This is a genomic window from Deltaproteobacteria bacterium, from assembly GCA_016180855.1.
GTDB lineage: Bacteria > UBA10199 > UBA10199 > JACPAL01 > JACPAL01 > JACPAL01.
This window is the reverse complement of sequence record JACPAL010000015.1, coordinates 85,732-100,581: the sequence shown is the minus strand read 5'-3', so window position 1 is coordinate 100,581 and position 14,850 is coordinate 85,732. Positions and strand designations below refer to the sequence as shown.

The following is a 14,850-nucleotide window of genomic DNA, read 5'->3' as shown; positions in this document are numbered from 1 at the left end:
TCACCGGTAAAAAGAAACAGGCTTGCTATCAATTAAGGGCAATACCCTTTTTCTGGCATCCTCTAAATCTTTCAAGAAATCAATTTCAATTCTCGGAATACCGGTGACATCAATCGGAGTCAAATGAACACCATCTGCGATTAATTCATTGAAAACCGCCATTAAATTCGTTTTCAACTTTCCTCTGGTGAGGAATGAATCTATTTTATCGAATAGGTGCTTGCTCCCTCTGTTGTTAAATGCGGCTATACAACAAAACTCTCCGCTCACCTTTGAGAGCGGTAATCTTTTCCCCATACTTTCTACCTTCCCGTCCCTTGCAATTACTTTTGAGTCTTCCTTGTCATACTCATTTTTCTTCTCCATGGGAATAACTATGTCTTTTTTTATCTTCAATATTTTATCTATAAGACCGGAATCGTAAACAACATCTCCTGTGAGAAAAATAAAATCTTCTTTATAGAGAAAAGATTTGGCAAACCATATTGAAATGACAATACCAGACACTTTGTAAAACGGGTTGAAAAGACAGGTTGCTTTACCAACTACTTCTTTTTCAACTTTTTCCGCGAAATGACCGGTGACTACATACACTTCATGGATTCCGTGCTGATGCAGCGAATCCAGGGAACGCCGAAGGATACTTCTATCCCCTACCTCAAGCAAACATTTGTTGGTGTGCCTCATTTTCTCCAGTCTTGTTCCCAAACCAGCTGTCGTAATAAGGGCTTTCATATTGTTAGCCCACAAGAATCAGTCGATTTGGGCAACAGGCCGTCAAGACATGACCCCCTCCGAACATCAACAAATTATGATTATATCGTTCATAAAAATTCAGTAAGGAGTATAATCCCATTTCTCAATAGCTCTAGAAAGTTCTGGATGTGTTTTTGCATATTCTCTGGCATCAATACTGTGTTTATATGCTTCAACTGCCTGAACAATGCTCCTGGTGCCAGCAGTAGGACCATCGGGATGACCATAAATACCATGTCCAACAATTAAACCAACATTGTTTGTACCTGCTTTATTTAGGACATAACCAACATTTGTGGCTTTTAAACCCCCGCCAAGCAAAGGCAGTGAAGGTTTAATATTACCTAGGTAATCGACACATGAAGTCAGTTCATCAAAGATATCAGATTCATACTCCATCATAGTTCTACCAAAAGAAGGAACTACCAAATTATCAATACCTGCAAGTCTGTGACATTTAGCAAGAACCCTATGGCTTATTCCCTGATAAGGCACTTTTGCCATGCACGCAGTAAGATCAAAATGAGAAGCAACAGGAACTTTACTCCAAGAAGTCACCATTTTAACTGCAGAAAGTCCAATAGCCACGCCATTAACCATAACGCTATTGGCACCATTTTCGACAGCAACTTCATAATTTCTTTGAAGATCTGCAACATCACCGGTAATATTGGGTTGATAGAATATTTTTCTTCCAAGTTTATTCTCTGCCTTATGTATAGCCTCAGCAGCAAGTTTAACCCTTATTTCTAAAGGAGAATCAATTATATCAACTAAAAGTTCATCTTCCTTTACCATCTGAGCCCCCCCCACTGCAGCCTGATAAACCAATTCTGCAAATTGTTTAGGAGGAACAAGACTTGGTTTGACTACAGCAATAATCAGAGGGTCATCAGGGGTTGTAGATGAAAGCTGCCTCATGCCTTCTGCCCCAAATGAAGGACCCTTGTAACCTTCTAAATATGAACTTGGAAAGTGCACATCCGTCCATTTGACACTTACAAATCCAGGAAGATAATGTATTTCTCCTGCCGCAGCAGTGAATAAAATGGGAATATTATAAGCTAAATTACGAGCAGGCAAAGCCATACTAACCTTTACCCTCCTATAAATCCCATCATTTGGTTTCTGAAAATCATTCACTAAAGGAAGATCAGGAATACTTGATTCACCTATTATCTCATAATATAAAAGCTTAGCCCCAAACCTGCCAACAATTTCTTCCGTTTCACCATCAACACGCGCAGATTCTCCCCATCCGGCACTAGAAGTACTTTGTGATTTACACAGGTCTAACGCTGCATCAAGAGGATTAGCGGGAGTTTGAAAGACATAATCACATAATATATAATCATTAAGATTTAAATTTCCATCCAGTGCTAAAAACTGCTTGCTAAATGAATCTAAGGTTTCCAATTTTAATAAAAATAATTTATGAATTAAAAATTAATTTTTTTGCTTCTTCCCTTATATTTTGTACTTTATTTTCTGGAATGTATTCTTCCAATGGCACTGCATCTATCCTGTTTAGCATTCCTAGGCCAATAAAAAACTTTAAATTTTCTTTGGTAAACTCGATAAACCTGTCTTTATTCTCATTTAATTCTATGTTTAACTCATTAAAGTAAGTTTTTAGAAATTCTTCGATTATTTTTCCTATATTTTTATCCTCCTTAATAATCTCTATTAGCCTTAAATTCCCTATAAAGAATCCTATATCATGGCTTGCTACTCCAGGTGATAAAATTTCGAAGTCACAGATTCCTATTTCATCTTTATTTATGAAAATCTGTTTTGGGGATATATCTGCATTTATTAGGCATTGAAATTCCCCATTTTCCTTTAAGATTTTTTCTGCTCTTTTTTTTATTAATTCCCTTTCATTTTGTGTCAAATTTACTGCTGAATTGAACGTCCTGAAGTTGTAAAATCTTCTTACAAAATTTTCATCAGTATTCTCGAGTTTTTTATTTATACTTCTTGCATGCTGCTGTGCCACCATACTTGCTAGTTCCTTTATTGGCTTTTTTATTTCATTTAAATTATATTCTTTTAGAAGTGCCCCTTTTAAATTTTCTTTATTCTGTGCTATATCTGTCATCAATAATACTCTATTTTCATAATCAATGAAATAAATCTTTGGTATGGCTCCCTTATATTTATCGTCTAATGTTTTGTTTAAAAAACCCAATGCTTCAACTTCATTTTCAAATCTTGAAGTTGTGTAACCTATCATTTCAATTGCTTCTGTTGTTCTTCTTGGATTAATTCCATAGTACTTTAAATATAACTCTTTTCCACCGGATGTTATTTTATATATGTGATTTATATTTCCTATGTCTATAAAATCAACTTTTGGATTTTTAAATACCCCCTTTTTTATTAGATATTGTTTAGTTAGTTCTACTGTTGTTAATCCTTCACTATTGTCTTTAAAATTTTTAATTAGTTCCTGTGCATTTCTTAGATCTTCTAAAGTATCTATTTCTATTGATAGTTTTCCTCCATAAGTCTTCGCCATATCTAATCTTTTATCATTCGACTTATAGAAATCATCCATAGAAAACACTGCGATGTTGCTAATTTTTTATTTCTCTATCATTTATATAATATTGGACGATGATGTCCACTCTTTAGTCTCTTTCCATGACTCATATCAATCCATATTTGTGCAACTTTTCAATAACTTCTCTATACTCAAAAGCGAATGTTAAATGGGCCGCATCTTCATAAGAAAACCAACCCCACTTTGATATTTCCTTCTTCTGAATCCTTACTTGTCCAGACCACTCACCAAGAAATCTATAAAGGTTTCTATCTTGATACATGCCTGTAGAAAATAATTTTGTTGGCCTAAAATCCAGGTTGGTTTCTTCCTTTACCTCCCTTAATACGGCTTGCTCTGCTGACTCATTTTCTTCAACTAACCCACCGGGACAAGCCCAACACAGAGGAAAGACTCTCATAGACTCAGATCGTTCGATGAGCAAAAGCTTTCTATTTTCAAGTATTATTGCCGATGACGCTATGACCATTGTGTACTCCGCTTTTTTGATACTTAGCTTTTACTTTAAGCCCGCATGTGAGTCTTTATAAAATCTGGCTGCGGTATCTGCTAACCGTAACGCCACCGGTTTCGTATCAGCTGGATGAAGTTCTCCATCGGTAATATCGTAAGATATTACCATGGCCGTTTTAGGAAGTTGTAATGCGTTTTCTTGTGCTTGTCTTACCTTGATCCAATGGTTATTTTCTTTAACTAATTTTTGGAGCTGGACAAAGATAAAAGGGAAATCTCCTATTCCCCAATCCTCTCTCCACTCCTCTATTAAGCTTGTAAACAAATAATTGTAATCGTACTTTTTTGTTAAGTATAAATTGCCAGGACCTTCCCAATTCCATCCTAACAATTGACGAATCCAGCTTCTCAACTGAGGTTTGATTTTTTTGTAAAGAGAATAACTTGGACCCAATGCGTCAGATTCTCCCTGCCACCAAATAACCCCCCTAAATGGCAGAGGATATAATTTTTTTATGGTAGAGTTATAATAGCTCGAGTCATTATATGGATGCCAGTGTGCAATTGTTGAACTACCCTCTGCAATTAGAATTATCCCAATCGGTACCTTAATACGGTCTGACAATTCTATTGAAAAGTGGCTGGCAACTGCAGAAAATTCAGAAAGATTTTGCAGTTTTTTCCAATGTTTGAAGCAATATGAATAGGGAGACAAATAAAAAACATTAACCGGGAGTGTAAATTGTATTTCAGGAATTTCGGATTGCCTGCTCATATTCGATTGACCTGCAGCTATCCATACCTCACCATAATAAATATTTTTTATAACGTGAGTAAGAACTCTTTCGCCTGATATATGAACACTGATGTCATAAGGACCACCTGCTGGCATCGGCGGAAAAGCGAGAAGCCACCACCCGTTCCGGCATTGAGTCTTTTGACTAATTGTATCAACAGAAATTTCGATAACGTCTTTTTTGTAACAAGTCCCAGAAATAGGAATCTCTCGATTTCTTTGAAAGATAGCGCCATCTGAAAAAATGAGGGGCAGTTTATAAATTCTGCTATCATCACGAGCAATGACTCGCATATAATCATTGTCCGTGATAGATGGGTTTTTCAAGCTGCAATATCCGAAAATAATTAAGCCAACGAAGGCGATGAAAAAAATAAAAAGTAATCGTTTCGTAATTTAGTCTGTTTATTGGGTGCTTGTTTACGTTGACCGCACGACAGAGTAATGCCGAATATACAACCCCAACCAAACAACGGCGATCATCAGGTATCCGACCGAAACGACCCACGCAACAACATGGGGCGAAAACAGGAGGGAGAGGAGGATCATCATCGTCGGAATCACCACAAGCAGTAACGGCGTATAAAGGGCCCACCGGAAACGCGAGTCGACTTCGGCGGGGAGCGTTTCTCCCCCCCCATGGCGAATGTTCACCAGAATATATCCCGTCACAAGACTCAAAAGAACTAAAGCGACCCGATCGGTCATCAAGGCAACAACCACCCAAAAACCATAATAGGAATAGTTGCATCCTATATTGTCGAGGACAGCACCGAGGGGTCCTGTCGCTTTTTGAACCCTCGCTAAACTTCCGTCGGTGCCATCAAGATTCAATTGCCAGGCCATGAGAAGGATCCCCAAAAATGCACTGCCCCATCGACCCTCAGTCAGGAAATAAAAAAGGTAGAGGGCCACAGCAGATAAAACAATCCGGAACAGTGAGACCATATTCCCGGTGACCCCCATATGATGCAAGAAATAGGCCTGCCTTGTTGAAAACCAACGACTCAATCTCACGAAAAAATTCTTCTGGGATTCACGAAATCGAATCTCCTCAGGGGCAGCAATGTCGTAAAATTCCTTCCAGGTCATTCTACTCCCCGCGCCTGAAGCAGGTGGATCAGGTCGATGACACGCGATGAGTAACCCCACTCGTTATCGTACCAGAGGATCATTTTCAAGTAGTTTTGATCATTCATCATGATCCAGCGGTGATCGACGACGGCCGAGTATTCCGATCCGGTAAAATCGGCCGAGACGAGCGCCTCCTTGTTGTTGTAAAAGATCTTCCAGGACTGGTCCCGTTCCGCCACCTCGAATATCTCCCTGACTTTCACGGCATCGCATTTTTCGGTCAACTGGACCGAGATGTCCGCGGAAGATACAATCATCGTCGGAACACGATACGACATCGACAAAAATTTTCCCTTCATCTTTTTGAGCGCCTTGCAGGTGGCATTGACTGCCGAGGTCGTTTTCGGGATCAGCGACGTCGTGCTCGCCCGACCCAGGGCGTAATGATCGTGGATCTGGCCGGGTGTCGCATAGGAGATAGACGGCCCATCCAGGACATTCTGGTAATTGAGCCAGGGGTGAAGGGTCGTCAAGAAACCATGCTCGATCCCGAAATGCCGGTCAAGGAGTCGAACGACCGGGGCAAAGGCGTTGGCGTCGCAGATACTGCTGGAGATCAGAAAATCTCTTTTGACATCGAGTTCTTCATGGTTCGCGCCCAGGATGATCGTCCGATCAACCTGATCCTCCGGCGGCGAATTGGTCACAACACAATGACGGACCCCTTTTTGTTTGAGCCGGGCCCCCCTCTGGAGATTCTTGCTAACCCCGGAGGCATCAATGACGATCTCCGCCCCGCTCTTTTCCCACGGCACCTCATCAATATTTTCTTGGCGATAAACAGCAATCTTTTTTTCGTTGCCAATCACAATCCGGTCCCCTTCGGTCGTCACCGAGTGCGGCAAACGGCCGTAGGTGGAATCATACTTGATCAGATAGGCAAGATTACCGACATCCGGATTGATGTCGTTGATCGCCACGATTTCAACTCCTTCCTTCTGGAGGGCGATCCTCAAGACCGCCCGGCCGATCCGGCCCAGACCGTTAATGCCTATTTTTTGAGGCCCCGCTTTAGCCGTCATATTTTACCCCCTTCAGAAGAGCGAAATACCAGAGAGATCGAGGCCCGCAACGCCACGACCTCAGTTTTATCCAACCTTCTCTCAACAAGAAAGACTCCTCTCGGCCATCGCGATATAGGACCGAACAACCTTGTCCCAGGTAAAATGTTCAGCCACATAGCGCCGTGCATTGTTTCCGTATTTTTGAAGCTGTGCGTCGGGAGTCCGGGCGACCTCCAAAAGCCGCTCATAAATGGTTTCGGCTCCGTCCCCGCAATCCCAACCCCCTTCGGCCTCCCGGATCACCTCAGCCATGTTTGAGCCTTTGGAGAAAAGACACGGTTTGCCGAAGGCCATTGCCTCCAAACCGACGACCGGCATCCCCTCTGTTCGAGACGGCAGGGCAAAGACATCGAAACTGTTGAGAGCGGCCCATTTCTCACGGCCGTATTTCGGACCAATGAACGCGACGTCGTTAGCATGGGGAAGTTCCCCCCTCATTTTTTGCACCCAGTGTTGATCCATCGCGGTCGGGATGGGACCCACAAACACGAACTTGAGATCGTTTCGGAGGGTCTGGAATTTCCGGATTGCGGCGAGCATCAGGTCAATCCCCTTGATAGCGACAAAGATTTGCCCGATAAAACCGACAATCCTCTTCTCGCGCTTCTCATGACCATTTGAAGGACCTCCCGGAAGTTTCGCGGCAAACGAAAGGAACTCTGACGGGATCCCGTTCGGAACAACGATTGTCTTGAGCGACCGATCAAAGAGACGGACCTCTTCTGCCTCCTGGTCGGCCAAGGCATGGATGAAACGCGCATTTCTCAGGTAGCGCCTGAAAAAAAGCGGATTGGCAACCTTCTTCTTGTAGCTATCCCTCCTCTGAGCAAAAAGGCGGAGCCCACCTCTCGGGGTTACGATATAGGACCATCCCTCCTTCTTCATTGCCGAGGCAAGGACTACGGAAAAAAGATCGTACACATCGTGAAAATTCACCAGATCGGGCCGGCCAAATTCCGCCTCGATCTGTCGTAACCATCGACCAGCACGAATAAAAAAGTTGTGTTTGCGACCGGTGTAGGGGGTCAGAAATTCAACGCTACCATTCAGCCCCGATGGTTTTGTAAACGCCTTGGTCGGCAGGACACCTGTCTCAATACCGGCATTTGAAAGGGCACGAGCAAGACCGAGGATGCTCCGCGACGGCCCATCGACACCCAGGCCTGGAAATACGTCGAAGCCGGGATCGTAATCCGGCTCTGCTACGCTATTTTTGACAGGACCAATGTGCAGGATTTTCATCGCACAATTTCGCTTAATTTCTGATCGGCCCGGAACACTCCTGAAATGAAGAGACCGTCCCAAATTTGGTACCAGAGGAGCAGCCAGATCCGGTTGGCATGGTCTCCCCTCCCCTTCTCAAACTCGGCGAAGACGGGAGACAATCTTTTTCGGCCGATAAAATTATCCAGAGAAGAAGAACGGTCAATGATTTTCCTCACCGTCGGCCACCACTGACGAAGCCATTTCGCTTGCGGGATCGAAAACCCCATCTTCCGACGATCCACAATATCACGATCGATATATTTTCGTGCAATCGTCTTCAAGACCGCCTTTCTCTGCCACCGATGGTAACGAACGGAATGACGCAGGGAATAGCCAAGTTCCATCAGACGATAATCAAGAAAGGGAGAACGGGCCTCGAGGGAATGGGCCATCGTCCCCATATCGACCTTCACCAGAAAATCATGGGAGAGTCGATCCTGAATGTCGGCATAAAGCAGGCAACGGACCGAATCGTCACTCCGACAGGACCGCAGGTGTTTCAGAATGGAGGAGCGATGATCGTACCCGTTTTGTGAAAAGATCCCCGGCGTTGATCCCCAACTCCCGTCCTTCAGGGCGATCGCAATCTCTTCGGGGGAGGCAAAAGAGAGTTCATTGAAACGGCGGAACCGGCGTCCGATCGCCCCCCACCTTTCCAGCCGCGTCAATCCCGACAACCCTGCAAGCCCCCTTCTTAAAAAAACGGGGAGCCGCCGGTAACCTTGACCCAGATAAACGGTAAACGGATCGACATACCCCCCAAACGCCTCGTCCCCCCCATCCCCGGTGAGAACGACAGTAAGATTGCGCCTCGCCTCCCGCGAGACAAACCAGGTCGGGACCGCCGAGGCATCACCAAAAGGTTCGGAATAATACCAGACTATCTTCGGGAGTTCTTCCAAACAAGACTGATTCAATTGCAAGTGATGATGATCGGTTCCATATTGTTCGGAAACCCTCTTTGCATACGGAGATTCATCACTCCGAGCCTCATCAAATCCGATTGAATAGGTATGAAAACGACGGTCCAGTTTTTTTGAGGTTAATGCCGTGATCAGAGAAGAATCGACCCCGCCGCTCAGGAAACAGCCGAGCGGCACGTCGCTCCGGAGACGGATACCAACCGCCTCCTCAAGAATGGTTTCCGTCTTTTCGACAGCCTCTTCGAATGACAGAGGGGAGGAGGCGGCATTGTTCAGATCCCAGTACCGTTCCCACTTTTCCTGACCGTTTTCGATCACCAGAGAGTGGGCGGCCGGAAACCGCTCGACCCCGGCCGTCGGCGTCTGGTCATCGTTGACATAGCTGTGGCCAAAGAAACTCTTCAGCGCCGCCGTATTCAGGTGGTTGGCCGGCGGCATCAGTTCCCAAAGGGACTTGATATCGGAGGCGAACAGATGCCTGCCATTATGCCTCGCATAAAAAAGAGGTTTCACCCCTAAACGATCGCGCGCGACAAAAAGGGATTTTGTCGATCGGTTCCAAAGAAGGAGCGAAAACATCCCGTTAAAACGCCGAAGGGAATCGACGCCCCACTTCTTATACGCCTCGAGGATCACCTCCGTATCCGATTGCGTCTTGAAGAAGACCCCTTCTGCCTCCAATTCCTTCCGCAGTTCGCGGTAATTGTAAATCTCCCCGTTGAAGGAGATCACAAGATCCCCCTTCACCATCGGCTGGTTCGCCTCGGCAGAAAGATCGATGATCGAAAGCCTCCGAAATCCGATCGCTAGATGAGCGCCCTCATACTGTCCAAAGTGATCGGGCCCACGATGTTCGATCAGATCACACATCTTCCGGATCGTCGGAAGGGAAACAGTCCGGCGTGCCAAGGAATCATAAATCGCGACAAAACCGCACATAATCAGGAACCTGTCTTCCAAAAACGATCGTTCTCGAGATATTTCGCAACGGTTGGATCTGTCTCGCCCTGGGTATAAAGCTTGATCTCCAGCGGCAAGGAAGAGCCGTCCGGCATTTTGACCCCGGAAACCGATACCTTGGGATGAGAACCGACACGAAGCTCATTGAAACCGCTTTGACGAAACCAACCGATCACTTCTTCCAACTGATGTTCCGACGCGTAGCGGGTCTTAAACCGGTCGATCACGACACGCCGGTATCTCTCCCGATTCCATTTATCCTCTGCAGAGCCATGACATCCAACCACGCCAAAATCAAAGAACCTCTCGAGATAGTAAATCGGCGTGAAGATCATCTGCACAATACGAGCGGAAAGTCTTGAGCAGAAAAACCTAAGCGGACGAATCAGAAAAAGGCTTCGAAGATAGGCAAGCAGTGAGAGCGATTGCCGGTTGAAGCCGTAGAGGGGGTGAAACTCATAGACATAAACTCCCATCAGCCCGCCCGGACGAACGAGTGAAGAGAGCGTGGAGACGGTTTGGGCCGTGTCAGGTGTATGATGCGTGACACCCCAGCTGAAAACGATGTCAAATACCGACTTCTTGAACGGGGGACGTGTGAGATCCCCCTGAACGTAGGCAACGCGGGCCTCAGGGCACCTCGCGGTAATCGTCCGCTTCGCATGCAGAAGACCGGAGCTGATATCAAAAGAGATCAGAAGTTTGGGACGATAGTGACTCACCACATAGGAAAAGCGTCCGTTTCCGCAGCCACCATCTAAAACGACCTTCCCCTCAAACTCCTCTGCCTGAATCCTCAGACTGTTGTAGAAAAATGGCCGATGAGCCTCATCAACAATCGATTGCTCGTCATGATAATCGTCCCACCAAGTGGAATAAGTCTCTTGCTGGTTCCTGACGCCGGCGTGAGAAACCTGAGGTTTGAAGAACGGAATGTCATCCCGGATCAGGAAAACAGCGAGGCATATTTGACAAGTGAGTGAACCGTTTTCGATCAGGGCCAAATTCCCTCTTTCAACGGCAAGACGGAGCTCACCGGAGCATTCGGGACAGGCCATAATTTTTAAAAGTTCCTGGATCATTTAAGGTTGGACAACGACCGCCGGTTGCCTTTGACTCATGATTTTAATCATGACACCGCATCCAGCCCAGATAAACCAGAACGGGATGACATTATAGGCATTAATCGCGTTTAACATGAAGGCGAGATTTAAAAGAGCCACAAGCTGGGCGTCACAGAGCCATCTATGTCTTTCCTCGATACGTTTCCGCAATCGTATCAGTTCCAAAAAATGAAGGGCAAAAATCAATATAAAAAGGAGAAAACCAAACAGCCCGAATTCGGAGAGGATCTGAATATAGTCGTTGTGACTTGCGGAACCGACATTGAACCTGTACGAATCTGCGCCGCCTCCCCACAAGGGATGCTGGAGAAATTCTTTAACCCCCTGAGTCAGGAGACGCTCTCTATGTCCGCCCCCGCCCTTAAACCCCTCCCCTCCCCTCGTACGAACGTGTTCTTCATAACGGGCATCCCTCAACTTCATGTAATCATCGCCCGTGAAGTTGTAATGAAATCTTATGACGCCCACAAGCCCCAACAACACGAGGCTCAAAAAAAGATAGCGTCGTCGTTGTAGGGAAAAAAGGGGGAGGGCGATTACCACAAAAAACATGCTTAAAAGCGCCATGCGAGAGAGGGTATAAAAAATGCCGATCCCCAGAACCAGCAGCACAAGAAAATTGAGAGGAGTTTTTTTCTGCGCGAAGAGAGAATAGGAAAAAGGGAAGAGCAAAGCCAGGAAAAAGGAGAGTGTGTTTTTCCCCAATCTCCCGGAATAATAGAGATCCTCTGTGTTGAGAATCGTATTGAGATAGGAGCTGTGCCAAACGAACCAGTAGAGATAGATCAAATAGGCAGTAATAACGAAGGTGGCAAGAAGCATAACCTTTATGATGCGGCTGTATAAATCAATGCTGTCGATCGCATTCACGAATACAACGTAGAAAACCAAACAGGCCACGAGCTGAACAACAAAGTTCATCGAAAACTCAACAACGACATTCGGATTAATGTATAGCCCATGCATGGCCACAAAGAACACTAGAATTCCCTTGTGAAAGAGCCAAATACGCTTGTTAAGCAGCAGGAAAGGGCCAAGGATGTAAACAGGCAGAGTGCCCAACAAAAAAAGATTGAGGCCGACACCCGGAATGTCCTTCTGAAAAACCCAGAGTGGTAGGGTCACAGCAAAACCCAGAAAGATCAGGTTGACAAAGGAGAAAAACGGAACCCTTTTTTCCGTGATGATACGGTTCATACCCTTAAGAGATGATCCACTGCCGTCTTTAGATCGGGCGCGACAAAATCGGCACGGACCTGATTCTTATGTTCTGCCCCGTAGCCGGTCTCCACCAGATAGGTCCGGATCCCGAGCCGTTGCCCCGCCTCAATGTCGCTCTTTTTGTCACCGACCAGTGTCAACCGTTCTTTCGGATACTCCTTCAGCACCGCTTCAAAGAGCCCCGTCTCCGGTTTCCGGCAACCACACTTTTGCCGGTATTGCTCAAGGGTCGCCTCGGGGTGATGGGGGCAGAAAAAGACCTGCTCCACACGAACGCCGTTTTGCGCCAGAGTTCCCAACATATGCCGCGTGAGTCCCCAAAAATCCTCTTCGGTATACAACCCCAGTCCGATGCCGGCCTGATTGGTCACGATATAGATGGCAATCTGGTTCTCCGTGAGGCGCCGCATCGCCTCCACCGCGCCAGGGATAAATTCAAATTGATCGATCCGATAAACATAGCCTCGATCGACGTTGATCGTCCCGTCACGATCGAGAAAAACCGCCCTTTGAACATCACGCTTCATGCCGCATCGGCCTCTTTCGATGACTGCTCCACAACCGTTTTCTCCGCCGTCAACCGCCGCAGTGTTTCCGACAACATCACTCCGACCCGTGCCGGTAGATGGTCCCGTTCGACCTTTCGACGCCCCGCCTCTCCCATCGCCCGGGCAATCTCCGGATGGAGCAACAAATACCGAATCTTGTCGCTAAGCTCCTCAATATTTTCCGTATCGACAATGTAGCCGTTCACCCCCTCTTCAATCATCGTATCCGCCCCTCCACCGGTTCCCCCAATCACCGGAAGACCGGCGGCGGACGCCTCGCAAAAGGTCGTGGGAGCTCCCTCTGTGTCCCCATTCGCGAGCATCCGGTGGGCCAAGACAAAAAGATCACTCTGTTGGTAAAGGTCCGCAAGTTCCTGATCGGCCGCTTTACCGGCGAGGAGAACGCTTTCATGGAGATTAAGCCTTGAAATTTCTTGCTCCAGAATCGGCTTCATCAGTCCATCACCCACAATGGTCAAATGGATCTGGGGGAGGTCGGGTTTCAAGCGATGCATCGCCCCCACCAGATCATGAAATCCCTTTCGTTCAATGAGACGTCCTACGCTCAGCACTTTGTAGCCCGGGCTTCTCTCCTTCTTCTGCCGCACAATCCTTGTGGAATCAATACAAGGAGGAATCACATCAATCACAGATGAAGAGACACCCACTTCTATCAAAAGACGACGGCAAAAATCGCAGACGGAAAAAAAACCGGTCGCCATCTTATAAATATGCTTCAACAGGAAATAATGGATACGGTCTTTCCAGATTTTTCCGTAGAGGGGTGTGGTAATTTCCTCGGCAAAGGCAACACCGATCACTTTGAGTCCAAGGAGTTTGCCAGTGAGGATAAAAAGGCTATTTCCGAAAACACACATATTAACGACAACGGTATCATAACGACCGAGCAGTCTCTGCAAAATAAGCCAACCCATCATGCCAAGGTAAGACGCCATTAGCCGGAGGCGGGGGGGATTGTTAGAGGTGGCGATCCAGTTCTTCCGAATCAACCGCGGTCTTAATCCAATCATTTCCGTCTGATTTTTGGGAAGGCTCGCTGTCAGCACATCAAACTCTTCAGGACAATTTTGGACGAGATTGTAGATCCAGACGACTCCGCCGCCCACTAAGGGAGGGGCGAAATCGGGACTAATCAATAAAAAGCGTTTTTGCACCATCAGGCCACCTCTGATTGTTTTTGAATCCATCTCACTGTATTTCTTAGTCCTTCCGACAAGGCAATCCGCGGCTTAAATCCGATATCACGAATCTTAGTGATATCGGCATACCAAGCTGGGTTCTCACCTTGTGGTATCTCCCCATCCGGCATGAGAGCCAAATCCGAATACCCCAACAAGTGACCAATCTCCGTAGCCAAGTCGGCAATCCGAACCGGCACTCCACTGGCCAGGTTATAATCCTCCCCGGGCCGACCGTTCTCTGCAATAGTAATCAGCCCTTCAACAACATCCTCAATATGTAAATAATCACGAATCTGCATGCCGTCCCCCCTAAGTTCTACACGCTGTGGATTTTGCATGATCTTTCGAGTGAGATCATAAACGGCAAATCGCTGCAGTCCCTCTCCATAAATGCTAAAGATACGAGCCACCCGGGTATCCAGACCGTAACTCCTCCAGTAAGCTGAACAGTAGGCCTCACCCGCTAATTTGGCCGCTGCATAAGGGGAGTTCGGACGCATCCTCGACATCTCTGAAAGAGGCAATGGGCTTGTTCTATCAAATACAGAGCCTGTAGAGGGGAAGACGATTCGGGCGTGACATTGTCGCGTCGATTCCAGAACCTCAAAAAATCCAGACAGATTCACCTCATAATCGGCACGAGGCCGGTCGACCGATTTCCTAATATCTGCCTGAGCTGCCATATGAAAGAGCGTCACCCCATCATCGAGTACCGTGTTGAGCACTCCAGGTCTTCGAATGTCCGCTTCATAAACAGCGGCATCAGACACTTTAGACCCACCCGGCCTGATAACACGGGTGACCCTGTAACCACGATCCTCTAACCTTCTGGACAAC

Annotated in this window: 14 protein-coding genes; all 14 read right to left on the bottom strand. The window is 46.4% G+C overall.

Annotation, left to right across the window (positions count from 1 at the left end; translation table 11 throughout):
* Window positions 1-735, bottom strand: coding sequence for an NTP transferase domain-containing protein (locus tag HYT77_08045; GenBank protein ID MBI2067946.1), 735 nt, complete (start codon window positions 733-735; stop codon window positions 1-3).
* A 99-nt stretch (window positions 736-834) separates the two neighbouring features.
* On the bottom strand, window positions 835-2,172 hold the full coding sequence (locus HYT77_08040) for a hypothetical protein (GenBank protein MBI2067945.1): 1,338 nt from the start codon (window positions 2,170-2,172) through the stop codon (window positions 835-837).
* A gap of 16 nt (window positions 2,173-2,188) precedes the next feature.
* Window positions 2,189-3,316: a hypothetical protein gene (locus HYT77_08035; protein MBI2067944.1), complete on the bottom strand. Its 1,128-nt coding sequence runs from the start codon at window positions 3,314-3,316 to the stop codon at window positions 2,189-2,191.
* A 91-nt stretch (window positions 3,317-3,407) separates the two neighbouring features.
* Entirely contained in the window at window positions 3,408-3,791 is a 384-nt protein-coding gene (locus HYT77_08030; protein MBI2067943.1) for an NUDIX hydrolase, read from the bottom strand.
* Window positions 3,792-3,821: 30 nt separating this feature from the next.
* Complete coding sequence (locus tag HYT77_08025) at window positions 3,822-4,865, bottom strand: hypothetical protein (protein ID MBI2067942.1); 1,044 nt, start codon at window positions 4,863-4,865, stop codon at window positions 3,822-3,824.
* A 126-nt stretch (window positions 4,866-4,991) separates the two neighbouring features.
* A complete protein-coding gene (locus tag HYT77_08020) occupies window positions 4,992-5,663 on the bottom strand; it encodes a CDP-alcohol phosphatidyltransferase family protein (GenBank protein ID MBI2067941.1) in 672 nt (223 codons plus the stop codon).
* Entirely contained in the window at window positions 5,660-6,727 is a 1,068-nt protein-coding gene (locus HYT77_08015; protein MBI2067940.1) for an aldehyde dehydrogenase, read from the bottom strand. Before HYT77_08015 ends, HYT77_08020 begins: the two co-directional genes overlap by 4 nt.
* 81 nt (window positions 6,728-6,808) lie before the next feature.
* Window positions 6,809-8,011 (bottom strand): glycosyltransferase, encoded by a 1,203-nt coding sequence (locus HYT77_08010; protein ID MBI2067939.1) that lies wholly within the window; start codon window positions 8,009-8,011, stop codon window positions 6,809-6,811.
* Entirely contained in the window at window positions 8,008-9,897 is a 1,890-nt protein-coding gene (gene asnB, locus HYT77_08005; GenBank protein MBI2067938.1) for an asparagine synthase (glutamine-hydrolyzing), read from the bottom strand. Before asnB ends, HYT77_08010 begins: the two co-directional genes overlap by 4 nt.
* 2 nt (window positions 9,898-9,899) lie before the next feature.
* On the bottom strand, window positions 9,900-11,000 hold the full coding sequence (locus HYT77_08000; GenBank protein MBI2067937.1) for a methyltransferase domain-containing protein: 1,101 nt from the start codon (window positions 10,998-11,000) through the stop codon (window positions 9,900-9,902).
* Window positions 11,001-12,239 (bottom strand): O-antigen ligase family protein, encoded by a 1,239-nt coding sequence (locus HYT77_07995; GenBank protein ID MBI2067936.1) that lies wholly within the window; start codon window positions 12,237-12,239, stop codon window positions 11,001-11,003.
* Window positions 12,236-12,790, bottom strand: a complete 555-nt coding sequence (locus tag HYT77_07990; protein MBI2067935.1) for an HAD family hydrolase — start codon at window positions 12,788-12,790, stop codon at window positions 12,236-12,238. Before HYT77_07990 ends, HYT77_07995 begins: the two co-directional genes overlap by 4 nt.
* Window positions 12,787-13,989, bottom strand: coding sequence for a glycosyltransferase family 4 protein (locus HYT77_07985; protein MBI2067934.1), 1,203 nt, complete (start codon window positions 13,987-13,989; stop codon window positions 12,787-12,789). Before HYT77_07985 ends, HYT77_07990 begins: the two co-directional genes overlap by 4 nt.
* Window positions 13,989-14,849: an NAD-dependent epimerase/dehydratase family protein gene (locus tag HYT77_07980; protein ID MBI2067933.1), complete on the bottom strand. Its 861-nt coding sequence runs from the start codon at window positions 14,847-14,849 to the stop codon at window positions 13,989-13,991. Before HYT77_07980 ends, HYT77_07985 begins: the two co-directional genes overlap by 1 nt.
* Window position 14,850 lies beyond the last annotated feature (1 nt).

Excerpts from the sequence above, each read along its gene's own strand:
- HYT77_08045 (MBI2067946.1), bottom strand. The coding sequence starts at position 735 with ATGAAAGCCCTTATTACGACAGCTGGTTTGGGAACAAGACTGGAGAAA.
- HYT77_08035 (MBI2067944.1), bottom strand. The coding sequence starts at position 3,316 with ATGGATGATTTCTATAAGTCGAATGATAAAAGATTAGATATGGCGAAG.
- HYT77_08030 (MBI2067943.1), bottom strand. The coding sequence starts at position 3,791 with ATGGTCATAGCGTCATCGGCAATAATACTTGAAAATAGAAAGCTTTTG.
- HYT77_08025 (MBI2067942.1), bottom strand. The coding sequence starts at position 4,865 with ATGCGAGTCATTGCTCGTGATGATAGCAGAATTTATAAACTGCCCCTC.
- HYT77_08020 (MBI2067941.1), bottom strand. The coding sequence starts at position 5,663 with ATGACCTGGAAGGAATTTTACGACATTGCTGCCCCTGAGGAGATTCGA.
- HYT77_08015 (MBI2067940.1), bottom strand. The coding sequence starts at position 6,727 with ATGACGGCTAAAGCGGGGCCTCAAAAAATAGGCATTAACGGTCTGGGC.
- HYT77_08010 (MBI2067939.1), bottom strand. The coding sequence starts at position 8,011 with ATGAAAATCCTGCACATTGGTCCTGTCAAAAATAGCGTAGCAGAGCCG.
- asnB (MBI2067938.1), bottom strand. The coding sequence starts at position 9,897 with ATGTGCGGTTTTGTCGCGATTTATGATTCCTTGGCACGCCGGACTGTT.
- HYT77_08000 (MBI2067937.1), bottom strand. The coding sequence starts at position 11,000 with ATGATCCAGGAACTTTTAAAAATTATGGCCTGTCCCGAATGCTCCGGT.
- HYT77_07995 (MBI2067936.1), bottom strand. The coding sequence starts at position 12,239 with ATGAACCGTATCATCACGGAAAAAAGGGTTCCGTTTTTCTCCTTTGTC.
- HYT77_07990 (MBI2067935.1), bottom strand. The coding sequence starts at position 12,790 with ATGAAGCGTGATGTTCAAAGGGCGGTTTTTCTCGATCGTGACGGGACG.
- HYT77_07985 (MBI2067934.1), bottom strand. The coding sequence starts at position 13,989 with ATGGTGCAAAAACGCTTTTTATTGATTAGTCCCGATTTCGCCCCTCCC.